At 45.5% G+C, this 24,521-nt stretch carries 21 protein-coding genes; 17 read left to right on the plus strand and 4 right to left on the minus strand.

Going from position 1 to position 24,521, the window contains the following annotated elements; genetic code table 11:
- Nucleotides 1–59: 59 nt before the first annotated feature.
- Entirely contained in the window at nucleotides 60–914 is an 855-nt protein-coding gene (locus HCZ42_RS14380; protein ID WP_167421345.1) for a LysR family transcriptional regulator, read from the plus strand.
- A 7-nt stretch (nucleotides 915–921) separates the two neighbouring features.
- On the opposite strand, the gene HCZ42_RS22120 is transcribed toward HCZ42_RS14380, so the two are convergent.
- Nucleotides 922–1,359: a prepilin peptidase gene (locus HCZ42_RS22120; protein WP_167421346.1), complete on the minus strand. Its 438-nt coding sequence runs from the start codon at nucleotides 1,357–1,359 to the stop codon at nucleotides 922–924.
- Between the two features lie 208 nt (nucleotides 1,360–1,567).
- Between HCZ42_RS22120 and HCZ42_RS14390 the strand changes: the two genes are divergently transcribed.
- From HCZ42_RS14390 to HCZ42_RS14455, 14 genes are all read left to right on the plus strand, one after another.
- A complete protein-coding gene (locus HCZ42_RS14390) occupies nucleotides 1,568–1,792 on the plus strand; it encodes a Flp family type IVb pilin (protein WP_167421347.1) in 225 nt (74 codons plus the stop codon).
- 53 nt (nucleotides 1,793–1,845) lie between these two features.
- Nucleotides 1,846–2,604 (plus strand): pilus assembly protein CpaB, encoded by a 759-nt coding sequence (locus HCZ42_RS14395; RefSeq protein ID WP_167421348.1) that lies wholly within the window; start codon nucleotides 1,846–1,848, stop codon nucleotides 2,602–2,604.
- Nucleotides 2,601–3,932 carry a type II and III secretion system protein family protein gene (locus tag HCZ42_RS14400; protein WP_167421349.1) on the plus strand — a complete coding sequence of 444 codons (1,332 nt, stop codon included), beginning with the start codon at nucleotides 2,601–2,603 and terminating at the stop codon, nucleotides 3,930–3,932. Before HCZ42_RS14395 ends, HCZ42_RS14400 begins: the two co-directional genes overlap by 4 nt.
- Nucleotides 3,932–4,393, plus strand: a complete 462-nt coding sequence (locus tag HCZ42_RS14405; protein ID WP_167421350.1) for an ATPase — start codon at nucleotides 3,932–3,934, stop codon at nucleotides 4,391–4,393. Before HCZ42_RS14400 ends, HCZ42_RS14405 begins: the two co-directional genes overlap by 1 nt.
- 1 nt (nucleotide 4,394) lies before the next feature.
- The gene (locus tag HCZ42_RS14410; protein ID WP_167421351.1) at nucleotides 4,395–5,597 is read left to right on the plus strand and encodes an AAA family ATPase; all 1,203 of its coding nucleotides are present in this window, start codon (nucleotides 4,395–4,397) and stop codon (nucleotides 5,595–5,597) included.
- Nucleotides 5,585–6,850 (plus strand): CpaF family protein, encoded by a 1,266-nt coding sequence (locus HCZ42_RS14415; protein ID WP_167421352.1) that lies wholly within the window; start codon nucleotides 5,585–5,587, stop codon nucleotides 6,848–6,850. Before HCZ42_RS14410 ends, HCZ42_RS14415 begins: the two co-directional genes overlap by 13 nt.
- Entirely contained in the window at nucleotides 6,847–7,758 is a 912-nt protein-coding gene (locus tag HCZ42_RS14420) for a type II secretion system F family protein (protein ID WP_167421353.1), read from the plus strand. The genes HCZ42_RS14415 and HCZ42_RS14420 overlap by 4 nt, the downstream gene beginning before the upstream one ends.
- A 2-nt stretch (nucleotides 7,759–7,760) precedes the next feature.
- The gene (locus HCZ42_RS14425; RefSeq protein ID WP_439849002.1) at nucleotides 7,761–8,630 is read left to right on the plus strand and encodes a type II secretion system F family protein; all 870 of its coding nucleotides are present in this window, start codon (nucleotides 7,761–7,763) and stop codon (nucleotides 8,628–8,630) included.
- On the plus strand, nucleotides 8,627–9,769 hold the full coding sequence (locus tag HCZ42_RS14430; protein ID WP_167421354.1) for a tetratricopeptide repeat protein: 1,143 nt from the start codon (nucleotides 8,627–8,629) through the stop codon (nucleotides 9,767–9,769). The genes HCZ42_RS14425 and HCZ42_RS14430 overlap by 4 nt, the downstream gene beginning before the upstream one ends.
- A complete protein-coding gene (locus HCZ42_RS14435) occupies nucleotides 9,766–10,293 on the plus strand; it encodes a TadE/TadG family type IV pilus assembly protein (protein ID WP_167421355.1) in 528 nt (175 codons plus the stop codon). The genes HCZ42_RS14430 and HCZ42_RS14435 overlap by 4 nt, the downstream gene beginning before the upstream one ends.
- Nucleotides 10,283–10,900: a tight adherence pilus pseudopilin TadF gene (gene tadF / locus HCZ42_RS14440; protein WP_368484194.1), complete on the plus strand. Its 618-nt coding sequence runs from the start codon at nucleotides 10,283–10,285 to the stop codon at nucleotides 10,898–10,900. The genes HCZ42_RS14435 and tadF overlap by 11 nt, the downstream gene beginning before the upstream one ends.
- Entirely contained in the window at nucleotides 10,900–12,150 is a 1,251-nt protein-coding gene (locus tag HCZ42_RS14445) for a vWA domain-containing protein (RefSeq protein WP_167421356.1), read from the plus strand. The genes tadF and HCZ42_RS14445 overlap by 1 nt, the downstream gene beginning before the upstream one ends.
- Before the next feature lie 81 nt (nucleotides 12,151–12,231).
- Nucleotides 12,232–12,726, plus strand: a complete 495-nt coding sequence (locus tag HCZ42_RS22125) for an OmpA family protein (RefSeq protein WP_167421357.1) — start codon at nucleotides 12,232–12,234, stop codon at nucleotides 12,724–12,726.
- Between the two features lie 122 nt (nucleotides 12,727–12,848).
- The gene (locus tag HCZ42_RS14455; protein WP_167421358.1) at nucleotides 12,849–13,205 is read left to right on the plus strand and encodes a YibL family ribosome-associated protein; all 357 of its coding nucleotides are present in this window, start codon (nucleotides 12,849–12,851) and stop codon (nucleotides 13,203–13,205) included.
- Nucleotides 13,206–13,253: 48 nt separating this feature from the next.
- On the opposite strand, the gene HCZ42_RS14460 is transcribed toward HCZ42_RS14455, so the two are convergent.
- From HCZ42_RS14460 to malT, 3 genes are all read right to left on the minus strand, one after another.
- A complete protein-coding gene (locus HCZ42_RS14460) occupies nucleotides 13,254–16,139 on the minus strand; it encodes an alkaline phosphatase family protein (RefSeq protein WP_167421359.1) in 2,886 nt (961 codons plus the stop codon).
- A 200-nt stretch (nucleotides 16,140–16,339) separates the two neighbouring features.
- A complete protein-coding gene (locus HCZ42_RS14465) occupies nucleotides 16,340–17,503 on the minus strand; it encodes an amino acid permease (RefSeq protein WP_167421367.1) in 1,164 nt (387 codons plus the stop codon).
- 313 nt (nucleotides 17,504–17,816) lie between these two features.
- Complete coding sequence (gene malT / locus HCZ42_RS14470) at nucleotides 17,817–20,525, minus strand: HTH-type transcriptional regulator MalT (protein ID WP_167421360.1); 2,709 nt, start codon at nucleotides 20,523–20,525, stop codon at nucleotides 17,817–17,819.
- A gap of 556 nt (nucleotides 20,526–21,081) precedes the next feature.
- Here malT and HCZ42_RS14475 point away from each other — a divergent pair.
- Nucleotides 21,082–23,535 (plus strand): glycogen/starch/alpha-glucan phosphorylase, encoded by a 2,454-nt coding sequence (locus tag HCZ42_RS14475; protein WP_167421361.1) that lies wholly within the window; start codon nucleotides 21,082–21,084, stop codon nucleotides 23,533–23,535.
- A gap of 90 nt (nucleotides 23,536–23,625) precedes the next feature.
- Nucleotides 23,626–24,521 (plus strand): 4-alpha-glucanotransferase (locus HCZ42_RS14480; RefSeq protein ID WP_175579513.1); only part of this gene is annotated, 896 nt, incomplete at its 3' end.

A 24,521-nucleotide genomic window follows, 5' to 3' on the forward strand; every position in this document is an offset into this window, starting at 1 on the left:
TGCGCTATAAGCATGATACTAAATATAAGTGCTTATAATTAAAACCTTGAGAATTTGTTATGAAAACTCAAACGAAAACCATAGATGTAAAATACTTAAAAACCTTTTATCAAGTGGTTAAACACAAAAATCTGACTGCAGCTGCAGATGCACTTTTTATGACTCAACCTGCTGTCTCACAACATATCAAAAAGATAGAGACAATCATTGGTACAGAGGTCTTTGATAGACAGGACAGGTTTGGACTGACGAGGCAAGGTAAGATACTCCTTTCTTACGCGGATCAGTCAATGAACTTGTATGAAAAGCTATTTGAAGACTTGGAACGAGCAAGCACTAAAGAAAAAGTCAGCATCGCGATTTCAGACTCATTCAGCCAAAAGATTATCGATCAGATACTTAACGAGTTAAGAATGCTAGACAAAATGGAAACCTCTGTGTCGTTCTTTTGCTCTTCCTCCTTTCCGGAAAGGACTGAAGAGTTTGACCTTATTTTCAGCTTTAACCATTTGGTTAATAATACGGGAAAGTCGTATAACATCAGCTCTTCCCATTACGTTATGGCGCAGAGCCTCAATTCAGAACACGTACCTGAAGTGATTGTTTATTGCCAAACGCTAAGAAAATCTCATGTCCAGACAATTTTAATCCAAAACAATATTGATATTAGCAAGGTGAAAAATTGGATCACAACCAGCTGCTCGACGTTGATAAAAAGCCAGCTGCAATTTGATAATACGTTGGTCATATGCCCTGACTGGTGTATCAAGGGCATAGATTGTTACGTTTCGCCGACTAAACAGCTTTTGAACATGTACGTATGGTGTAGCGATACGCTGACCAAAGAATTCGACACCAAAGGGATAAAACGCCGAATTCATCAGGTGCTAGGTGACAATGGACTGTTCCAATAGGGCAGCGTTAGGCTGATAAAACCGAGAGCACACAGCCTAACCAGTATGAAAACGATATAGGTATCCCGAGAGGGATGCCTTTATCGAGTGAAAATCGGCAGCGCTCAGCTCGACAAGATATCGACGCAATAACCAATTGAACAAAGGTGAAACAGGTCATCAGTAGTAACACCAATAGTTGATATTGAGGGTTAACTCCGAGGGAAAATACCGCGAGTAGTTTGACGTCTCCCCCGCCAATAAATCCTTTTCTCCAGAGCAACATAGCCGCAATAAGTACCAAAACTGCAATTCCAACTGTTTGGGTGAAGTAACCAAGCGAAATCGATAATAGAGAGGTGAGCAATAGTATAAAAATGACATGTGGGTTTGGGATTTTTCTATATTTTATATCTGTCCAAGACACCATGATTGATAGAAATAATAACCCTAATATATAGACCATATTTTTCCATTTATGATGGATTTAACATTACCTATATAACTATTATCCGTCATTGATTTCAAATAAATGTTTTTTATTACCTTATAAACAACCAAGAAAGCTATAATTCATTGTTATTTTTATATTTAAAATGTTAATTGGTCAACGTTAATTAATTTAAATATTATTATTTAGTCAGTTAGTGTTTTAATTAATTAAAGGTAAAAAAATGTACTTAAATATAATGGCTAAAATTTATGAGTTCAAAATGTACCTACTCGAATTTCGTAATGATCAACGTGGAGTTACTGCGGTTGAGTATGCAATTATTGCCGTAGCAATGTCAGCGATTATTTTGGTTGTATTTAAAAATGGGGATTTGAAACAAGCGTTAGTAGATGCAGTTACTGCTGTAAAATCCAATATAGGAACGGCTAACCAACCGGGACAATAAAATCTTATAAAGTCCAGTTAGTTAGAGGCTGTAATGGCCTCTAGGTTAGCCTTATGAATAGAAAAATAATATTTATTCTTGTTGCTATTTGCATATTTGTGACGCTCTTTTATTTTCAGGGAATCTTATTTTCAGGATCTAACTCCGAACTAGAGGAAAAGGTCAAAGAAGAGACAGTTCCTGTTTTGGAAATGGTGCGAGACAGAAATAAGGCGGAGCTCGTTGAAGCTCATGACTATAAAGTGGTTGACGTTTTGAAGTCTGAATATATGCGTGAAAACTATGATTCTCAGAAAGATATTGAGATCGGGGAGGGCGCTCGCTACAGAGAGAGCATAAAAGCCAAACGCAAAGTCAAAGCCAGCATGATTAGTAACATCAGTGACGATGACTACATGATTTTGTCGTTAAATCAAGATGAAGTGCCTTACTACTATGAGGAAGAAAACAATCAGTTTTTAAATGCACTTCCATTGAAGCCTGGTAACTTAATTAGCTTTTTATCGACGACCTCTACCAAACCAGACAAGGACTATTCCAACCGTCGTGGTGAGTTGGTTAGCCGCGTTATCGTCAATGATGCCAAGGTGTTAAAGGTCGTAAAAGACAATGCGAGCGAAAAGAAAGCAAGCTACGCGCTGATTATTGCTCTGTCGGTATCGGATATTTTAAAGCTAGAAATGGCGAGAAAACTTGGCGATGTCCAAATCATTCACTCTGGTCTCGTATCTAGCAATCTTACTTTCAAAAGCAGCGATATATTGGGCACTAAGCACACAATTCGTGAGCTACGAGGAAATGATCGCCAATGAAAGCTCAATTTCGTCGTTCTCTAATACTGCTGGTGTGTTTTCTGTCGACTCACTCTGCAGCTTCTGAACTTATGAGCCTTGATCAGGGTGCTGCTAAGACACTGAAGCTTAATCGAAAAATAGATACGATCTTCATTGGTGACACTAACATCGCGGATTACAAAATTGTTGATCAGACCAAAGCGGTTGTTTACGGGATCGGGGTTGGCTCGACATCAGTCATCGTTTATGACGTTGGTGGAAATGAAATCTACAACGCTGAATTGGTGGTTAATCAAAGCCTGCGACTGCTTAAGCAGACGTTAATTGCTCGTTTCCCTGATGAATCTGTCACGGTGTCCAATGTGGGTGATCAAGTTGTGCTGGACGGTGTGGTCAGTAGTGAGCAGATCAAATACCAAGTGTATCGCTTAGTCGGTGAGCTGCTAAAAAAAAATAGTAGCGTGAATACTAAGACCATCGAGGGGCTACAGGACGAGGAAAAGGAAGAGCTCACTTACACCAGAAAATACCTCTACGAGGGCATCATTAATAACCTCAAAGTGCTAAGTACCGAGCAGATCAATTTAAAGCTGACAGTCGCTGAGGTCTCCAACTCTTTTCTCACTGAGCTAGGGGTTTCCTATTCTGATATCGGAGGGGGAGAGGTGGGTAAATTCTATAACAAGATCCTCGATTTTACCGCGCAAGACATAGTGTCGATTATTGCTGCAAGCGGTAACGATGAAGTCGGGCAGATCCTCGCGCAGCCCAATCTCTCGGTGATTTCCGGTGAAACCGCCAGTTTCTTGGTCGGCGGTGAAATCCCGTTAGCGATTAAACAGGACGATACCTACACCATTCAATACAAGGAGTACGGCGTAAAGCTATCAATGGTGGCGAAAGTAACCGATTCAGAAAACATCCGGTTGTCATTGCTCCCTGAGGTAAGTTCGATAGATACCGTTAACCGCACTGAGAATGCGTCCTACAATTTTCCATCGCTTAAAACAAGAAAGGCGCAAACCACGGTTCAACTCAAAGATGGCCAGAGTTTTGTCTTAGCGGGCTTGTTGACCACCGAAGAGAAGGAGTCGCTGAAGAAAATCCCAATTTTGGGTGACATCCCAATCCTTGGCGCGCTGTTCAGCAGTACCAAATCAGACAGCAAGAAAACCGAATTGATCATCGTTGCCACCGTCAATCTTGTTGACCCAGTCGAAACCGACCAAATCAAACTGCCAGCGTTCAAGCGCACCAGCGACATCGAGCGTTTACTGAGATTTTCGATACAAGACGCTGATGAATCTGACCTAGAGAAAACCATCCAAGCAGGAGGATTCAACTGATGAGAATAGTCACGATCATTTTAGTGGTGTTTGTATTGGCCGCCTGCGCTGTGCAATCGCCGTCAAACACATTTTCTATCGTCAAAATGAAAGAGACATTTGAGCTGGAGAAAACGCGAAAAGATGTTGCGTTGCAAAAAGTGTCGGAATTTATCTTAGACGTCAATATGCGAGAAGCGAAGTCTAAGTTTGAGATTTACTACTTACCCGATCAAAGTGAGCTTATTGATGAGCTCGTCGTTAGTCTAAAAAATCAGGGCGTAACGCCGCAACGATTTGCTTTGAATGCGACAGATAAAGGCATGAACAAAGCGGTCAAAGTTGTCGCTGTGTATCTCAAGGTCCGCAATTCTGATTGTGGTTACCTCTCTTTTCACAATGCTCAGTCTTACCGATTTGGTTGTGCGCTTGAGCACAATCGCAACATCAGTCTGGTCAATCCAATAGAAAGTGGTGATTAACGTGGACTTAAATAACTTGTTCAATCAAACCAATCGAGAGCCAGAAGGAGAGATTACCTCTCGTGACCTGGTGGTGTCAGACAACGCAAGCTTTATTGATTCTGTCGCTGAGTTATACGCCATGGAAGGCTTTTCCAAGCCGTTGTCGCAGCAAGACTACAATTTTGCCAGTAAGTCGAAAAAGGAAATTACAAGCTTGCAGAATGTCATTCTAGATATGCGTTCAAGTAGTGACTTGGTTGAGGATGTTTCTCAAATAGCCAGCCAATTGGACATTTCTGTGTCACTGATTGTGGTGGGTCTCGTCGATTCTATCCGCATCTATGACCTTGTCATGAGTCTTGGAGCCACTTACGTCCTATGGGATGAAGATCTCAATGGGTTGCTCACGGCGGTTCAGTTGAGTGCGCTAAGTGACGGATCTAAAACAACCAGTAAACGTGTTGCGAAGCGTGTTCTGATGATCGGTTCCAAAGGAGGAGTTGGGCTTTCAACGGTAACGTCGGCGCTATCTTATTCGTTGTCCGAGTTTGCGGGATTAAAAGTGCTGCTCGTAGACCACGACTATGGTGCACTTAACTGCGATATTTTCCTTGGTGTAAAAAGCAATAAGTCCAAGCCACAACTCAGTATTGATCCGCAAGATATTGATGAAGCAGTGGCACTGACCTATATCAGCAGCATGCGAGACAAGCTCGATTATCTGGTTTTGGACAAGCATGGCGACGGCGCTTTGAGTCATACCGAGCGTTTGTATTCGCTTTCGTCCCAGTTGGCGTCGAAATACAACTTCATCCTGGACTCACTGCCGTTTTCCGCGTTTGACGATATCAATTTCCAAGAAATCAACGAGACCTACCATCGTATCTTTGTTGTGTGCGAGCCGTCGGTGTCGTCATTGCGTTCCTATAACCTGATGAAACGTAAGCTCGGTAAAGCCAAACATGAGGTGATCTTTTCTCTTTCTCGCCAGAACAAAGACTTTTTGATGACTTTAGCGAACGCAAAAGCGCGCATCAAATGTCGTCAAAGTATCGATATACCCTATGAAGCCGCGTTGGAAAAAGCCGTGTTGCAAAATGGTTTGGGCGACCTGCTACAGGGACGTTTTGGTGTACCAATCAGCGAGTTAGTGCTGTCACTTACCGGTAAAAATATTAAGAAAAACAATCGATTCGGGCGGTTTCAATTATGGAGCAGTTAAAACACGTATATGTCGAGTTGCGCAGCGAGATCTTTGACGCGCTGGACGCTGCAACGTTAGCAGAAACGAGCAATAGTGAATTGTCGAATCAGTTGAAAGAAACCGTTAATTTATTGATAGAAAAGCGAAAAATGACGGTTAGCAGTGCGCAGCGAAGCGAAATCGTCAAAGCGTTATTGGATGAGTTAAAAGGCTTAGGGCCGCTTCAGTCATTGCTAGAAAATGACCATATCTCTGACATTATGATCAATGGCCCTTCGGACATCTTCATTGAAATTGCCGGCAAAGTTCAAAAGTCTGAGATCCAATTTGTTAACGAAAAACAGCTCAATACCATCGCCAAAAGAATTGCGTCTGTCGTTGGGCGACGCATTGATGATTCAAAACCCTTATGTGACGCGCGCCTAGCAGACGGCAGCCGTGTAAACATTGTCATTCCGCCCTTAGCCATTGATGGAACGTCGGTTTCGATTCGTAAATTCAAAGAGCAGAAAATCCGCCTAGAACACCTTGTTGAGTTTGGTGCGATGTCGGTAGAAATGGCAAAAGTCCTCTCTATTGCTAGCCATTGCAAGTGCAACATACTTATCTCTGGCGGTACTGGTTCGGGGAAAACCACCCTGCTTAACGCACTGTCAGGCTTTATCGGTGACAGCGAACGTATTGTCACGATAGAAGATGCGGCTGAATTGCAGCTGCAGCAACCTCATATCGTCCGTTTAGAAACCCGTGAAGCCAGCATCGAAGGGACGGGAGAAATTACTGCCCGAGATCTCGTAATCAATGCGCTGCGTATGCGCCCAGATAGGATCATTGTCGGGGAGTGCCGTGGTGGCGAAGCGTTCGAGATGCTACAAGCAATGAACACTGGTCACGACGGTTCAATGTCGACACTGCACGCCAACACTCCGAGAGACGCGATTGCCCGTATCGAAAGCATGGTGATGATGGCCACCGCCAATTTGCCGATTCAGGCGATCCGCAGAACCATTGTCAGTGCCATTGACCTGATTGTACAGGTTAAACGCTTACATGATGGCTCGCGCAAAGTGATGTACATCTCTGAGATTGTTGGGCTGGAAGGCGAAAGTGTCGTGATGGAAGACATCTTCCGTTTTGAAAACAGTGGCCATTTTGAGGAGGGAAAAATTCAGGGTGAGTACCACACCCCTGGGTTATCGAAGCGTTCTGTGATCTATGAACGGGCACGATTTTTTGGCTTGGAGGGAGCGCTTAAGGAGCTGTTTTCATGATAGTCGTTATATTTTTGTGGCTATGGTTGTTGGGGTTTTATTTCTACAGCAAAAGAAAGAGCGAAAAAGTGCTTTCAGAGCTGATTGATGACAGTGGTTCGTTCGAAGGAGTGAAAGGCGTCAAATCAGTGATCGATGTGCGTCGTTTTAATGATGACTGGATCACGCGGGCAAAGTTTTCTACTAGAGAGATTGAGCGATTATTAGAACCGAATCCTTTGGTAAAACTAACACTGTTTTTCATCATAAGTGCGCTGATTATTTGGTTCGTTAACGACTCTTTCTTTAAACAGAACATTTGGTATGTGTTGCCTGTTCTGCAACCAATTCTGTTAGTTTTTTTACTCGTCAAACTCAAATCACTCAGAGCCAAACAATTTCAAAGTAACTTCCCGGACGCCTTAAACATTCTTTCCGGGGCACTTTCTGCTGGGCAGAGCATTGTGCATGCATTCGAGTATGTTGGCGTTCGGCTCGATAACGATGTGGGTGCCGAGTTTAAACTCATGTCTGAGCGTTTGCTGATTGGCGAAGACGCTGATGATGTGTTGATGCGCAGTGCTTCATCGTTTCCTTATGTGGAGTACTTTTTCTTTATTGCCGCGATACGCATTAACCTAAGCCGTGGTGGCCAACTGAAAGAAGTCATCAACCGCATTAACCGCATCATGTTTAACGTTCGCGCCATCGAGAAAAAGAAAAATGCGCTGACGTCAGAAGCGCGCTCTTCGGCGAAAATCATCGCCGCTTTACCGTTTATTTTCTTAGCGATCTTGAAGTTCACCAGCCCCGAAAACTATAACTTCGTGATGTTCGAAGAAGGTGGGAAAGTGATTTTTTACTATGTCGTTGTGAGTGAGTTAATCGGATTTTTCTGTATCTGGATGATATTGCGAGGTGTCGATTGATAATTGAAAGCTATTCATCATTGCTGATTGTCCTTGCACTGTTCTTCATATCATTGGGAATAGCGCTACTGGTGATGAAAGCGCTGGACAACGCAAAAGCGCAGCTTGCCGCGCGAAAAGCGATAGGCGAGGAAAGTGACGATAACCCTTACATGGATGCGCTCGCGGTTCTGCTAAAAGTGCTCAACTTTAATCAGCAAGAAACCAAAGAGAAATTAGTCAAAGCGGGGATATACAGCAATGTGATTGCTAATGTGTATTACTTGATAAAAATCGTCCCATTCGTTTTTTGCCTGTGCGTAGCGATATTCCTATTGATGGTGGAATTCTTTGATATCTCGATGTTTGTTGTCGTCGTCGCGTTAAGTGCGATTGTCTTTCTGATTGCGCCCGATGCTTATGTTGCTTCACGTGGTAATCGAATCACCAGAAAAATCAGTCACCGTTTACCTTTTTTACTCGATCTGATGAATGTTTGTGTCCATACCGGTATGACGATAGAAGCAAGCCTAGAATATCTCGCGAAAGAGCTTCGTAGCGTGGACAAACATCTTGCCTACGTGCTGAAAAAAACGCTCGAGCGGGCCCAGTTAGTCGGCATTGAGAGGGCGTTGGAAGACTTCTACACCTTTGTCCCCACCGCAGAAACCCAAAGCGTGGTGATGACCTTGACGCAAAGCCTCAAATACGGCTCGTCAGTTGGGCCTGTTCTGGGCACACTCGCTTGCGATATTCGTGAATTAAGCATGATGGATCTTGAAGAGAAAATCGGAAAAATGGGCGCAAAAATGTCGATTCCCCTCATCGCGTTTATCATGGTTCCTATCATCGTATTGATTGCAGCACCAGGAATAATGAGGATGCTGGCATGAGTCGATTCACTAAAGAGATCGTCGTGCTGTGGTTGCTTTGTCTTAGCGGCTGCTCAGGTATGGATGACGAGTTGGCAACGCAAGAATCCATGTTATTGAAATCTGGTGAACAACAACCTCTGATTGAGTTTTATAAAGTCAATATCAACCGAGTGCCTGAGTATAAATATCGGTTGGTGAACTCCTATTTGGATGTCGGCGATATTAAATCCGCAAACCTGTATATCAACACTTTTAGTGAAGATGAATCCGATGAGCCGGAATATCTCCTTTCTCTCGCACGGCTGCACTACGAAAAAGGCATGCTAACTAGCAGCGAAATGGAAATGAGAAAATACCTCGACAATGGTGGGGAGCAGTATCAATACCACTTGATGATGGGCAAGGTCTACGCGAGAAAAAAGCAGTTTCTGGAAGCGATTAATCATTTCGAAGAGAGTCGCAAGCACGGCGCTTCTGACCGGGATGCGCTGAACAACATCGCGGTGGTTCGAATGATGGAAGGAAAACCCGTCGAAGCGATGGATATTCTTTACGATCTGTACTCGAACAATCCCAATGATGAAAAAATAAGTTCAAACCTGATTGTTGCTGCGATCATCGCACAACGCCCTGACATAGCCTTCGATGTCTTGCGGAAAGTTCGCCCTGAAAAAGAAGCCCATAAACAGTTAGAAACGTTAATGAAGTCGGTGGGGAAATCGACGCTCAACCTGAATGAGTCTGGGATGGGAAACCAAAGCGAGAATCCACCTCACAATACATCGAAACCTTCACTCAATATCGATAAGAGTACCTCTATGAACAACAATTCAAACGTTATTGAACAAGAGATAGGACAGCACAACGCCAAGCTTAGTAATGCGCGCAGGAGCGAGCCCGTCAGGACATTAACGCCACTTAAGACGCCGGTTTACCGCGTACAAGTTCTGGCGACTTACAAACCGATACCGCCAGAATTTTTAAATTACCTTAAAGACAATTACGGCAAGGTCTATGTCTACAACCACGGGCTGTGGAAACGATATTGCGTCGGCCAATTTGACGACTTGGAGCAAGCTAAATTGTTTCTAAACAGCTTGAATATCAAAGGCGCCTTTGTCGTTAATTATGTTCAGAAGAAATTTATCGAGCTATGAACAAACAGAGAGGTTCAATCGCCGTTGAGACCGCACTCGGGCTGCCGATTTTAATCATGGCAATACTGACCTGGCTGGACATCTGCGTGTTTACTTATTCTACAGCCTTGACGGATCATGCGCTGACGGTTGGTGTGATGAAGATTAAAAAGCAAGGTAGCTCGTACGGTTCAACAAAAGTCGACTACGAAAGCTTGTTGGCTACAGAGCTAAACAATTCGGGTGGGGCACTATGGAATGCAATCACCAAGCAAGGATCAGTGCAATCGTCGATTGAATACCTTTCTGGCTACCAAGAACTGGTGAATTGCAGCATGTTGCCCGCAGATGAACGTGAAACATGCGCAAGTGGCGAACAAGATTCCAGTAACAAGCCTGTCGCCATCTACAAACTTAAATATGAATATCAACCGATGTTCAACTTCCTTATGCCAAATATGGAGATACGTCGTGAAATTATTTCTATTCAGGAGAATGAGCGCTGCTCGTTTCAAATGGGGGTCGGAGGGGGCTGTGACGAATAGCTTATCGGTGTTCCGGGTGCAACGGGGATCTTTTGTTGTGGAGTTTGCTCTGGTCTTAGTCTTTTTCTCCAGCCTTTTGGGCATGTTGGTGAATTATTCCGTCGCGATCAACACCAAGGGGCAGCTTGACCGAGTTGCGTATTCCCTCGCAACAATAGTCGCTGAACGCAGGCAATTGTTTAATAGCTCTCTTGACGTCTGTTTTCCTGAGCAGGCAGGGGATTGTAAAAAACAAGCCGAAGAGTTTTATGCGCTGGTGAGTGCCTCTATGGGAAGAATGATGTCCAATTTTGATAAAACGAAGTTTGGCTTACGTATTGAGCAGGTTTCTCTGGAGAAGAAAGGGCTTAACGAGGGTGGTTCCGAGCTTGAGAAGCGCTACGACCGAATTGATAAAGGAACCATTGCACAGTGCAATGTGACAACTGAGGCTCAGACAATGAGCAAAAGTGATGCAAAGAGGCTGTTACCGTTAACGACTCGAGGCCGACGCTTACCTTTGTATCAGGTGTCTGTGTGTTATGCCGTGCCATTTAACCTTCTTGGTGTCACCAGCGGTGAAGTGAACCATGTTATTTCAACATCCTATGCATTTGCGAGAGTGTGATGAAGCATTCGAGGAACAAGCAACAAGGCATTGCCGGCATTGTTTACGTATCCATGGTACCAATTATGGTGATGGCTCTTGCATTTGCTATGCAGTTATCGCAACAGTTTTTGGCTCACGCTAAGTTAGCTGAGGCTTCTGAAGTCGCCAGTTTGGCCGTCATAGCTAGTCCTAAAGGAGATGAAGACGGCAACCAAGATTATGTCAAATCAATTATCGACCGCTATGTACTGGATAATAAAGATGATGTCATTGTGAGTGTGAATCGACAAGAGTGTCACTACAGCGATGGATGCGTTGAACGCAGTGAAGAAGCCGGACCGTTTGTTGATTTTTTTGTCCAAGTGAAAGCAAGTTACCAATCGTGGATTGCGTACGACAGCATTTCTTTGGAGCCTGAGTTCAGCTTAAGCGGAGAGTCGTCTTCAAGAAAATATTTACCGTTACCTGTCGATGTGTATTTCATTCTGGACGTGAGTGGTTCTATGGGCGAACAGTCGGGAACCGAAGGCTTACAACGCATAGAAGTGGTAAAAAAAGTGATTTCTCGCGTGGTGAAAGATATCGAAGATTTTAAAACCGATGTGAAAAGCCGGGTCGCATTAGCCGCCTATTCGGGTTACACCATAAAGAAAACAGGACAAGGGTTAGTACCTTACGATTATGCTTCTTACAACATGCCAGAAGAAACCGTCAATAATATGTTTAATCCACCGCTCAGAGTTGACGACAGTACCGGCGGGTTGTTGAGGTATCACGACATTCCGTTAACAGATAACTATCAGCATTTTTTGAACACACTTAAAGGGGATTCGTTCCATTTGGGCAGCACCGGAACTCAATCCTGGCAAGGGATTATCTCGGCTGCGCAAGAAGCGGATAAGGCAACAGAGATAAATCCACAGCAAGTTTTCATTATTCTGTCTGACGGGATGGATACTCCAAAGTACAGTGAATATGGTTTGGTTGAAGGGTATTTAAAGAACCTTGTCGACCTAGGGCTATGTAATAAGCTCAAACAGCGCATTTCTAGCAAACCCAATCGATTTGAAAGTGAATCCCCCACTGACAAGGAAAAAACCAAAGTGACCATGGGGGTGATAGGGGTGAACTACAAAGTGGACCCGAATGACGGTTTTGGAGACTGCGTCGGACAGAAAAATATTTATCACGCGCAAGATGGCGAGGATGTTTATAAGTACATCCTCAACCTGATTAATGAAGAAACAGGTCGTTTGAGAGACAGCTAAGTGATGAGATTACATATAGCCTGGTGTTTACTTTGCCTACCTTTAGCTTCCCCGTCGTTAGCAAGCTGCTTGCCCGTTAAGGTGAACAGTGTAACGAGTAAAGAGTTGGTTGCGACGTATCAACGTGCGACTCAGGTGATGGGCAAGATACAAGAAGAGAAAACCATCGAGACCAATCGTGTTTTAGACCGAAAACAACTCACGCTACCAACCAGCGTAAATGAAGAAGAGTGCATCTATGATATGCAAAGCCAAACATTACTGCTGAATTACATGTTTGACCAATATCGTTTGACGAGCTCCCAACATCAGGTTCTAAAACAGTATGTCGAGCTGGTGGGAGATGATGTAGACATTGTGGTTGAAGGGCATGCGGACAATACCGGAACCGAGCGATACAACAAGTGGCTATCTGAGCGGCGTACTCGCGAAGTGGCACTTTATCTCAAAGATTCTCTGAAGCTGGGTAATCGAATCAAACTCGTTGCATTTGGCGAGACATCTCCGGCTTGCTCTATACCTGAAAACAAACGGAATGGATGTAACCGACGGGTTGTGCTCAGTTTGAAATCCTAGGGTTAAAAATCAACGTGCCGAGGCGGACAATGCTACAATTGGTCGCAGTGATTAAAACTAGGGTGTGAGAATGGCTTATGCTACACTCGCCGCCTTTTCAGAATTCAATAGAGATTGTAACCATGAGCCTAAAGCAAGAACTTCAGCAATTACATAATCGCCTAGATACCACAAAACGTAAGCTGGACGCTGCGAAAGGTCGTGGTGACCAAGAACTCGTAACTCGTTTTACTGACGAAGCAGATAAGCTAGAGAAGAAAATTAACTCGCTTAAAGGTAAGCAAAACTACGACATCAACAAAGAGCGCAAGAGCCTGTTGGATATGCCGTTTTCGCGTGAAATTACCAAAGCAGAACAAGCTGATATGGGTAAGCTGAAAAAGTCAGTCAAAGGTCTTGTGGTAGTACACCCAATGACCAAACTAGGTAAAGAGCTTCGTCTGGAAGTGATGACAGGTTTTGCGCCAAAAGCGTTTTAATCCATCACTCAGGTAAAATGAAAAAGCGCCGTTTGGCGCTTTTTTGGTTTATTGCTGTTCAATATCTAGTTTGTCGAGCAACGACGGATAACCCCAACCATCTTTACCCGCTTGCACGTTTCCTCCGGTTAGGTACTGATATAAAGTCGGCGCCAGTGAGCCGTTGGCTTCAATGGTGAGTGGAGACGCTTTTTCACCAATCGGTGTGCCCCAGAAGCCGATAAAGGCATCCTTTTCAAGATAGCTTTCGCCGGCATGGCGACCCGGCACTTTAGTGTTGTAACCCACGCCATCTTTCGGGAACAGGTTAACCGTCCCCGCGCGATCTTCTGCATACAACTCTGCCAGTTCAACCACCGAGTTCGGTCTTGGCGTAAAGCGCGACAACTCTTTCCATTCAGCGCTATTACACCAAGTTGATGAGTCCGATTGTTGCGCTTTATATAAGCATTTATCGACCAGTTGGCTAAATTGCTCAAACGCTGGTGCATCCGGTTTTGCTAGATAAGGGTTCAGAGTTTGCGTCCCGAGCAACTGAACTTTGCCAGTTATTGAGTGATAGAAATAACGGTCGCCGTTTTTGATGATCACCTCATCGTGTCTTTTTCCTTTGCGATTAGCGATCAAACGGACTTCACAGCTCGACTCATTGCACGCGGTATTGCGCACCGCCATGTAATCCAAACTCTCGTCTAAATAGCCAAGCGTTTCTGCAATCAAGTCAATGTGTTTACCCTGTGGAGCGTTGATAGGTGTCCACTGGGTTAACTCTTGGTAGGTTGGTTGGGCTTGCCAACCGCTGCGTGAGTTAAAGGTATCGAGCATAAAGTTGCCACCCGCCGTTGAGGCCACCACCACATCAAGGGTTTTGTTACTCGGATAGTTAAGTGCGTTGGTAATTTTTGGACCTTCGCCTTCATCTGAAGAGATTTTCTTCACCACCAACGGGTAACCGAGCTTGTCTTGCAGCGGCTCAAAAATCACTTTTTCGGGGTTAAGCGTGTGGTAAACCGGCGATAAACCGTGGTCGCCAGCCATACCAAAGAGCGTGTTTTCGTACACTCCAGCGCGCTGGAAAGCGGTTTCTACCTGAGAAATCCAGTAGTCGAGACGGTTGAGTTCGCCAGTCGGCATGATGATCTCATCGCTAAATGGACCGACAAAATGGGCAAAGTGATCCGGCCAAGGATTGTAGATGAGCGTGTAGTCAGGCATGCCTTGACCGTCGAGTTCGGCGAACGCCGCGAGATCTTGTTCAATTTTCCACTTACGTGTTAAACGAGTGTAGATGTCCCAAATCGGGAGCTCTTGGTAGCTCTTGATGTTATCGATCAGTGCTTGGCGTTGCTTGGTGAGTTGTTGTTCGACCTCTGCTCGTTGGTTGAGCTCTCGCAGACAACGCTTCTCGCCAAAATCACGCAGAGTTTCCCCCGCGCCTAAGTTCACCAAGGCGTCATAACTGGTGTGTGCGTTCCAATCGTATTGCGCATTACAGTTGAGCGTTTTTAAGTGCACCAAGCGGTCAAACATGGTTTTCACGTTGTTGGCCTGCATTAATCGGTCGAGTTGCAGCGCATCATTACCAAAAAAGTAATAGGCGCGGTCTTCATGGCGGTCGACAAAATGAAAGTTTGGAATGCCGGTGCCTGCGTCTCCAGAGACTTTGGCGCCCGTCTTGATGATCGGCAGGTTACGCACACTAATCGTAGGCGTAGAGGAGACACCAACTCGTGCGATTGAGTCGCTATATTCGTTATATAAGCGCTTAAAAAACGGCAAATAGTGCGGATCTTTGTAAACTTGCTCTGAGAGTATCTGTAAGAATCGGGTATCTTGCTCGTGCTCTGGCTGCCCTTGGGAAAACTTGGGCTGAGCTTTGAGTTGCGCGAGGTGTTCTTGGTACGCTTTATCAATAAAAGGCTTATCTGGGTCAACCAAGCCTTCCATCAAGCCTTGTTGTAAACCGTCGACGGTAATCTGGACCGCAAAACGGCGGTTTTGCTGTGAACTAAGAAACTCAATCACCTGATTCGGCTCGGCATCAAAGCTCTCTTGTAACCAGTCATTCAGTCGCTGCTCTCGTTCATCGTAGTAAACAAACTGTCGGTAGGCTTTGAGGACATTTAAGCGCACAAAGTCGATCAAGCTGATAGTGATCGCTTGCGCTTTATTGTTCACTTTATTGGCGTATTTAGGATCGTTATCGGCAATGATCGCCAGCACGGCGTTTTTCATCTCGCCATCTTCCATCCCATTTGCCGTTTGCTGCATGATCCCGACAACAATCGGCTGAATCTTCGTCACAAGTGCCAGATCATTGTCGTTTTTGCTCAGGTAGGTGTAGTGATCGGGCAATTGATCCATGTGCTGCCATTCACCCACTTGGAACAGGGCATCATAAACTATCACCATTGAGGCGATAAATTCACTATCGACTTTTAACCCTTCTTGGTGGGCTTGGTCTTTACTGTGTTTGCTGACTTCTTCATTAGCGTGATTTTGGGTGCTAAAGAGCGTGTGTTCAAAGCCTCTCAGCGCTTGCTGGTCATAAACGGTTTGCAGATACGCCTTAAACTGGTCTTCATCTCCGATGCCAGTGTATCGGTCATAAAACTGGTAAAGAAAATAGCCAAGGGGAATCGCGTAGGTTGGGTCGGCCAACTGCCCCATGACTTTGGTTTTGGTCTTGGCATCCAGCGGCAAGGTCAGTAAGTAAGCTTCTAGCGTCATACCGCCAATCGTAAACAGCGTCATATCACGTGCGAAGCGGGTAGAGTAGGAGAGTGAAGACACGATTTGATTCTTAAGCACTTCGCTGGAGTTAAATAATCCACCAATCAAGGGTGTGTTACCGACGTCAGCGTGCGCGACATTTGTGTAAGAGAGCGCGCTTACTAGCGCAATTGACAGAGTACTAGATTTAAACCAAGTCATTGATCGCCTTCTTTAACCAATCTTTTAGAATGTTCATTGTGGCAGCAGAATGTTGGAGTGCAAGGAGTTATACAAAGCGTTGTATAGAGAGTGGGAGCGGATTAACCCTATCGCAATCTCGTTGAGAGATGTATTGATAACGAGATAGAAAAAAGCCCTCAGAGTTGAGGGCTAAAAGAGGTTTTCATTTGGTTTATTGGCTACCCCATAAACCAAGAAACTAAGATCAAGCCACCAAACAAGAAGGTGCTGATTAGTGCTGTATTGCCGCCAGATGCGGTATAGCACATCCCGGCATCAGGTTGATCAAATTCAGGACGGCGTACTTTACGTACCATCGCTAGCGGTCCCCAGATCGCGAGGAAAACGAGTACCATACCAGCGTAGTCCAACATGCTGACAAACTGGTTAGAGAACAGTGCAGCGAGTGCGATCGGTAAAATGAACGTCAGGCCGTAGGCGGTAAATTTGTTGTTGGTCAACATGTCTCGGTTTTGATCGTACAGCGCCATGGATACTCCAAGGAAAGATGTGACGAGCGCCAATGCCGAGAATACGGCGATGATGGTTTTAATACTGCTGTCTTGACCGCTAAAGGCATTGATGAGCTCAGAAATGGTCTGGAACTGGGAAATCGCCGCAGTACCGAGGTTGCCGATAATGGCAAACAGCCAAGTTAAATAACATACCAAAGGAATGAGTGAACCAAGCAAGATCATATTGCGAATTTGCGTATGGCTGGCGCCACGGTTGTAGTTCACCAAGGATGGAATCACCACCATAGACGCGAAACTGGTGAAAATGATCGCACTGTATTTGACCACGTCGTGTCCTGAGTAGTCGCTTGTTTCGGTCAAATAGCTGAGATCGATGTTGCCAAACAGCGACAGAATCACGATAAACAGCATTGCGACCATCAGCAAAAACAAGCCGCGATTGAGACGATCGATGTAGGACGTTCCAGAAACCACAACCACGCCCATGATTAAGCTAAATAACACATAGCTGATGGTCGCTGAGACTTCAATTCCGAAGTCGCCAGCCAGTTTATGGATGATGTCTCCGACACCCAGTACATACGCGATCGACATACACACTAGCAATAGATAGAACAACACGTTGATAAAGTGCTTACCTTTTGTTCCCAGTGTTAAATGGGCAACACTGCTCATACTGTTGCTTTGCTCGGTTTTACTGCACGCTTCGGCAAGCAGTAATGCGGAATAGGTAGTACCGATAAAAATTGCCAGCATCAGGATGGCACTGGTAACAAAACCAAATTGAGCCAACACCATAGGGATGGCTAACATACCCGCACCTAATGCTGTGCCCGCTAATATCAACGCGCTACCAAACAACTTCATATTCAAAAGAAAATACCCCAACGGAAAAAAGAAAAACTGCAAACTGTAAAAAAATATTTCCACAGAGAGTAGCAAATTTTTTTGTCAGAAAAGGTCAGAGTTATATCAGGATTTTTGGAATTTATTGACGCGTGAACCCTTGTATTTACTGGCTTTATAGGAGTTTATAAATATCGATATTTGGTGTGAATGCTCGCAAGGTTTACTGAGAGAACAAAGGCGCTTTGATAGAGGTAGCAGATAGGATGAATGGCTCAAAGGAAAATAAAAAGCCCAACCCTCAAGATAGAGAGTTGGGCTGACTTTTTTCGGCTTAGTACCCCATTAACTGCAGCAAATTCTCTGCGGTTTTGACCGCTTCTTTGCGGTTAGCAATATTGAGTTTTTGGTACAGGTTACGAATGTGTGTTTTGATGGTGGTGCCGGCAACATCCAGCTCCTGAGCGATTTGCTCATTACTAAAGCCAGAGTAAATCAGGCCAAGTACCTGCCATTCGCGTTGAGTTAGCGGGCTAGTGCGAACTAACTCTGGAATATTGGGGTGATTGACCAGCTTCTCGACAAACTCTTCGTCGAAGTGAACCGAGCGGCTGCGTTGAGTGGTTGAGATCTCTTTAAGCAGTTGCTGCGCGCGATGACGTTCCAAATCTCCCAGCTCATTCTTGTGGTTGAGTTTTTCTAACACAGGACCAATCTTCGCACCATCAATCAAGAAATTACCCAACACGCCAGTTTGGTTGGTCAGTTCTAGCGCTCGTTTTAGACATTGATGCGCTTTAGCCTCATCGTTCATCGCGATCGCTAGTACCGACTCCACAATCAAGTTACGGTTAGTGTCTGTCAGCAAGTGATTGTCTTGCGCCGCTTTTTGAATGAAGTTAAGCGTCTTTTCTGCCTCTTCATACAAACCTAGGTTTATCTGCGCTCGAGCAATGTTGCGCCATTGGAGCTGGGTAAAGTGGTTACACGCTTCTTCTGGGGTCACCGTGGTTTCTAGCCATTGCTTGACCGACTCCATATCTCCGCGCGCTTGCCAGAATAGAATCAACGATAGCGATGCATTGGCGGTCCAGTCGACGTGATAGGTAGATTGCTTGAGCAGGTGAACGATCTGGTCGATAAACTTACCTGCTTTGTCTAGTTCACCTCGACCGATCGCGATGCGCGCCAGCATTGAGTAGCTATGTAAATGCTTGCTTGAACTATGGTTACCGAGAACTCGAAGCCCTTTGTAAGCGCACTCTTCTGCTTCGTCTAAACGATTCCAGCACCAGAGGATTTGCGCGCGAACTCGCAGCAAGAACTCGTGCAACGGGACTTGATGTAGCTGCTGCTCTTCGATCAGTTTAAAGGCGTTATCCTGCACTTCAAACGCGGCTTGAACGTAGCCTTGAGCAATTAGAATCTCGCTTTGCTGCAGCATCGCCCATAGCGCCTGGTGATATACCTGATACTGACGCGCCAGTTTTTCAGTTTGCTGCATCATAGGTAATGCACGGCTTAGATGACCGAGCACGTGATTCACTTCACCAACCACCGACGTTGCGACAATACGACTACGGTAAACTGTGCTGTCTAATTGGCTGAGTGACAGTTCGGCTAACTCTAGTGCTTTTTCTGGTTCATTCTGGTTGATTGCGACCTGAGCGCGCAGTGCGTTGAACTCACCTTGTTCTTTGGTGCTTAACACGACGTTAAATGCTTTCATTTGCTCGTCGGCTTTCGACAGCAAGTCACCCACATCGTTGTATCTGTGCTGACTTTGTGCCAACCAGGCTTGCAACATGCAAAGTTTCGGGTCGCTATACAACTGCTCTTGCGTCAGGGTATCGATCGCTTTTTCAACCGTTTGCAGCTCACCACTGTTGAACATCTTCCAGCCGTATTGGCTGAGAATGTCGGCAGTGAGCTGACTATTGCACGCTTGTTGTGCATGGCGCAGTGCCTGATGTGGAGACGAAAGCTTCAACCACGCACAAGCTGCGGTTTGGTGCAGTTTCGTTTCTTGTTGCGGAATACGTGCAGAACGCTCGTGAGTCAGGAACTCTGCAAACAGATTATGAAAACGATACCAGTTTTGCTCTCCCTCAAGCGGATGGATAAACAGGCCAAAACGATTCAGCGATTCGATCATACTGAGCGCGTCGTCACGTTTAGTTAACGCAGAAACCAACGCATCATTGAAATGATCCAGCACCGAACATTGCAGCAGGAACATACGGGTTTCTTGGTCAAGCAGGTCGAACACTTCTTCGACCAAGTAATCCCACAAATGGGCGTGGTTGAACTCAGAGAATGACTCTGCCGATTGCGCCAATGTTTTGTGTTGATGCTGGGCTTGCAATGCGATTAACTGCAACGCGGACGGCCAACCTTCAACATAATTTCTCAGGTTTGTGGCGGTCGTATCGTCGATACCATCTGCGACACGTTGGTTAAAGAAGCGCGTGGTTTCTTCGGTATCAAATGCCAACAACTCGTTACCGATCTCAATCATCAAGTCGCGTACGCGCAAGTTTGCGGTACCCAACGGCGGAGTGGCACGGCTAGTCACGACCAACGTAAGGTTGTCTGGCATGTGTTTTAAAAAGAAGCGCATTGCTTCATGGATATCGTCGTCGCTAATCAGGTGGTAGTCATCGAGCACCAAGTAGCACTCTTGATGAAACTCTACCATTTCCGCAAAAACTTCGCCGAAAAGTGAATGAAGTGAAGAGAACTGACGTTTTTCTGCGAGCTTTTGTGAGTTAGGGCAAGCGCCATTGGTTGCCTTGTTCAGCGCTTGAAGTAGGTAGTTGATAAAGCGAAATGTGTCATTGTCGCTTTCATCTATGCTATACCAGCCAACGTTCGTTCTGTCTGAAAGCCACTGGGATGCCATTGTTGTTTTTCCATAGCCTGCCGGCGAGCGAAAAAGTACGAGCTTGTAGCAAGGAGCCTGCTGTAATAAATCAAGAACTCTCGGGCGAACAATTGCATTGTGTAAGCGTCCCGGTCGGGTTAATTTCGAAGGAATCCACATCTTCTTTTCCCTGCTCTGAGTTGCTCATTATCGTTATGTAATGGTGAGCATTGCTGTTTAAATATTGGCCAGAAACGGCCAGTTGACAGGGATGTTACTTGAGAACTCTATCTACAGTTATTGATCAACAGCTAGATTTTTGTCTAATTCACACTTTGACTTTATCTACGCCTTAATTTTGTGACTATCATCACATTTAGGTGGTGTTTGAAGTGGGATTTAAACCGTACTTCACACCAAAAACGATGAAAATTGTGAAATGGGAGAAAAGTTAATGTGATCCAGTATACATAATCGTCAATTGGATGTTTTTGTATACATCTAACTTTCATACACCAACAGTAGGGTGAAATAGGTTTATGGTGTGATCTTAGTCACCAGCGCTTAGGGTTAAACGCGGTTAATTGAGAGTTTGATCACTGAGCCTCTGGTAGTAAGCCTTCTACGCCCTGACTCCTCCTCCTAATCCACCATGAGGGGAGGAGGATGTTTTGCTTGTCGTGCAGATGCACGATATGTCTCAGATGGATTGAAACCAATAAGTGAGATTTCGCTAATGAAACCTACGCAGCAGAAAAAATTTGATAAAGCGTCTTTCCAAGAAAACGTAAAGAAGCACCTAACGGCAACTTACGCAACGACAATTGAAAAAGCAGACAGCCGCTCTTGGTATCTTGCTATGGGTAGTGCGCTTTCTGAGCTGACTACTTTTGACATGCTTGAAACCGAGCAAGATGAAAGAATCATCAACGCGAAAAGTGTCAACTACCTATCTCTAGAATTCCTCATTGGTCGCCTAACAGGTAACAACCTGATCAGCATGGGTTTGTACGAACAAATCACTGAAGCAATGGCGGAGCTAGGACAAAACCTGACGGACTTACTGGAAGAAGAGCGCGACCCATCACTGGGCAACGGTGGCTTAGGTCGTTTGGCTGCGTGTTTCATGGACTCACTAGCCGCACAAGAATTCCCAACGGTTGGTTACGGTCTTCACTACGAGTACGGTCTGTTTAAACAGTCTTTCAAAGAAGGTCACCAGCAAGAAGCACCAGATGCGTGGCGTTGTGTTGAAGGTTATCCGTGGGAAATTGCGCGTCCTGACCTTGCTCAACAGATCGGTTTCTACGGTCACGTTGAAACGTACCAAGAGGGTGGAAAAGAGCGTCGCCGTTGGGTTCCAGGTATGACAGTAAAAGCGATGCCTTGGGATCTACCAATTGTTGGTTACGAGTCAGACACCGTTTACCCGTTGCGTCTTTGGGAATGTCAGGCATTAGCGCCATTCTCATTAGCCAGCTTTAACAACGGTGACTACTTCGAAGCTCAGCACTCTCTTATCGATGCGGGCAACATTACAAAAGTACTTTACCCGAACGACAACCACGAGAAAGGTAAAACTCTGCGCTTGATGCAGCAGTACTTCCACAGTGCGGCGTCGGTACGCGATATTCTTCGTCGTCACGAAGAAGCGGGTCATACACTTGCATCGCTACCTAAGTACGAAACGATTCAGCTTAACGATACACACCCAACAATCGCGATTCCTGAGCTGATGCGCATCTTGATTGATGAAAAAGGCCTAGGCTGGGATGAAGCGTGGGATATCTGCTCTAAGACGTTTGCGTATACCAACCACACGTTATTGCCAGAAGCGCTAGAAACATGGAGCGAGTCTCTGATCCAACGCCTACTGCCTCGTCATATGGAAATCATATACCATATCAACCACTTGTTCTTAAAAGAAGTCCGAGCTAAATGGCCAGGTGATGTTGCGAAGCAGCAAAAGCTGTCCATTATTCAAGAAGGTTTCCACCGCATGGTACGCATGGCAAACCTGTGTGTGATCGGCTCATACGCGGTAAACGGCGTGGCGGCGCTTCACTCAGAATTAGTGAAACGCGACCTGTTCCCTGAATTTAATGAGCTATACCCAACTCGTCTGCAAAACGTGACGAACGGTATTACGCCTCGTCGCTGGTTGAAGTTCTGTAACCCGGGCTTATCTGCACTGATCAGTGAAAAGATTGGCAGCGAATGGCCAGCACATTTGGAACAACTTGAGCAAATCGCGCAATTTGCTGACGATGCAACGTTCCAAAAAGAATTCATGGCAGTTAAAAAGCAGAACAAGCAGCGCTTGGCTGATTGGGTAAAAGAGAACATGGATATCGAACTCGATACCAATGCGATCTTTGACGTGCAAATCAAACGTCTGCACGAATACAAGCGTCAGCATCTGAACATGCTGCACATTTTGTCTTTGTACCATCGCTTGTTGAATGATCCTAATTTCGACATGGTGCCGCGCGTGGTGTTCTTCGCCGCGAAAGCTGCACCGGGTTACCACCTAGCGAAAGAGATCATTTACGCAATCAACAAGATCGCGGATAAGGTCAACAATGATCCCCGTATTGGCAACAAGCTAAAAGTCGTGTTCATCCCTGACTACCGCGTGAGCATGGCAGAGATCATCATTCCAGCGGCGGACGTTTCGGAGCAAATCTCGACTGCAGGTAAAGAAGCGTCGGGTACCGGTAACATGAAGATGGCGCTAAACGGTGCGCTAACCATCGGTACGATGGACGGTGCTAACGTTGAGATTCGCGAAGAAGTGGGTGATGAGAACATTTACATCTTCGGTCTGGATGTTGACGGCGTCGAAGCGATTCGCGCACAAGGTTACAACCCATTCGATTACTACAACGCAGATCCACTATTGAAAGCGTCGCTAGATTTACTACTTGGTGACGAGTTTACTCCGGGCGAACCGGGCAAACTACGCGCTACATACGACAGCTTGCTAGACGGTGGTGACCCATACCTATGTTTGGCAGACTTCGCATCGTATGTAGAAGCTCATGAAGCGATGGACAAACAATACCGTGACCAAGCTGGCTGGGCGAAGAAAGCGATTTTAAATACGGCGCTGGTGGGCAAATTTAGCTCAGACCGCTCAATTCGCGACTACGTCAACAATATTTGGAAGCTAGAAGCGGTTAAACGTTAATTCCACATGATAAAAGCCAAGGCGTGATGCCTTGGCTCTCTTAATTAACACCCTACATTTGAAGGCAAAGTCAGTCCTTCGGAGAGAGCGATGAACGATCAACATACATTAAAACAAGTCGCTGAAATGGCAAGAATCGCCGACAGCTATGTGAGCGCGTGGGGAGATGAAGCAAAAGTCGAAGACGAAACCATTCGTCGCTTACTTGCGTCTTTAGGCTACGACACCACCAACGATGATACTCTTCTTAAATCTGCCGAGAAAAAGCACAAGAAGCCAGTGCTAGAGCCGGTGCAGGTTGTTCGCGACGGTGAACCTGTAGAGGTTGCGCTGAACCTAGGCGCAAGTGCGCGTGAAAGCGAGTTCAACTGGCGTTTAGATACCGAGCAAGGAGAGGTACTTGAAGGCTATCTTCAATCTCAAGTTGTAAGAGATGAGCGTAAAGAGGGTGGCCCTCTAGTGTTTGCGTTACCGAGTGATTTAGCGTGGGGTTACCACAAGCTAACGATTACTCGTAAGCGCCGCAAATCGCCGTATGAGATGACACTGATTGTGACGCCGAAAGCGTGTTACAAGCAGGAGCAAATCGAGCACGGCAAAAAAATGTGGGGTCCGAGTGTTCAGCTTTACACCCTACGTACTCAGCACAACTGGGGGATGGGTGACTTTGGTGACCTGAAACAACTGGTCGCTGACATCGCTTCACGTGGCGGTGATTTTGTTGGTCTTAACCCGATCCATTCTCTATTCCCTGCGAATCCGGAAGGAGCGAGCCCATACAGCCCATCTTCTCGTCGTTGGCTGAATATTCTCTACATCGACGTTAGCTCAGTACCAGAGTTTGCGTTGAGCGTTGAAGCGCAGCAACAAGTTGGCAGTGCAGAGTTCCAGCAACGCCTGCAAAAAGCGCGCGACTCTCATTGGGTCAATTACACCGAAGTGGCAGACCTCAAACTGAGCGTACTCCCGTTGCTGTTTGACGAGTT

It is taken from the genome of Vibrio hepatarius, assembly GCF_011806575.1.
Taxonomy (GTDB): Bacteria; Pseudomonadota; Gammaproteobacteria; order Enterobacterales; family Vibrionaceae; genus Vibrio; species Vibrio hepatarius_A.

Bases quoted from the DNA above. Each gene is read 5' to 3' on its own strand.
- HCZ42_RS14380 (WP_167421345.1), top strand. From the start codon at position 60: ATGAAAACTCAAACGAAAACCATAGATGTAAAATACTTAAAAACCTTT.
- HCZ42_RS22120 (WP_167421346.1), bottom strand. From the start codon at position 1,359: ATGGTCTATATATTAGGGTTATTATTTCTATCAATCATGGTGTCTTGG.
- HCZ42_RS14390 (WP_167421347.1), top strand. From the start codon at position 1,568: ATGTACTTAAATATAATGGCTAAAATTTATGAGTTCAAAATGTACCTA.
- HCZ42_RS14395 (WP_167421348.1), top strand. From the start codon at position 1,846: ATGAATAGAAAAATAATATTTATTCTTGTTGCTATTTGCATATTTGTG.
- HCZ42_RS14400 (WP_167421349.1), top strand. From the start codon at position 2,601: ATGAAAGCTCAATTTCGTCGTTCTCTAATACTGCTGGTGTGTTTTCTG.
- HCZ42_RS14405 (WP_167421350.1), top strand. From the start codon at position 3,932: ATGAGAATAGTCACGATCATTTTAGTGGTGTTTGTATTGGCCGCCTGC.
- HCZ42_RS14415 (WP_167421352.1), top strand. From the start codon at position 5,585: ATGGAGCAGTTAAAACACGTATATGTCGAGTTGCGCAGCGAGATCTTT.
- HCZ42_RS14420 (WP_167421353.1), top strand. From the start codon at position 6,847: ATGATAGTCGTTATATTTTTGTGGCTATGGTTGTTGGGGTTTTATTTC.
- HCZ42_RS14430 (WP_167421354.1), top strand. From the start codon at position 8,627: ATGAGTCGATTCACTAAAGAGATCGTCGTGCTGTGGTTGCTTTGTCTT.
- HCZ42_RS14435 (WP_167421355.1), top strand. From the start codon at position 9,766: ATGAACAAACAGAGAGGTTCAATCGCCGTTGAGACCGCACTCGGGCTG.
- HCZ42_RS14445 (WP_167421356.1), top strand. From the start codon at position 10,900: ATGAAGCATTCGAGGAACAAGCAACAAGGCATTGCCGGCATTGTTTAC.
- HCZ42_RS14455 (WP_167421358.1), top strand. From the start codon at position 12,849: ATGAGCCTAAAGCAAGAACTTCAGCAATTACATAATCGCCTAGATACC.
- HCZ42_RS14460 (WP_167421359.1), bottom strand. From the start codon at position 16,139: ATGACTTGGTTTAAATCTAGTACTCTGTCAATTGCGCTAGTAAGCGCG.
- HCZ42_RS14465 (WP_167421367.1), bottom strand. From the start codon at position 17,503: ATGAAGTTGTTTGGTAGCGCGTTGATATTAGCGGGCACAGCATTAGGT.
- malT (WP_167421360.1), bottom strand. From the start codon at position 20,525: ATGTGGATTCCTTCGAAATTAACCCGACCGGGACGCTTACACAATGCA.
- HCZ42_RS14475 (WP_167421361.1), top strand. From the start codon at position 21,082: ATGAAACCTACGCAGCAGAAAAAATTTGATAAAGCGTCTTTCCAAGAA.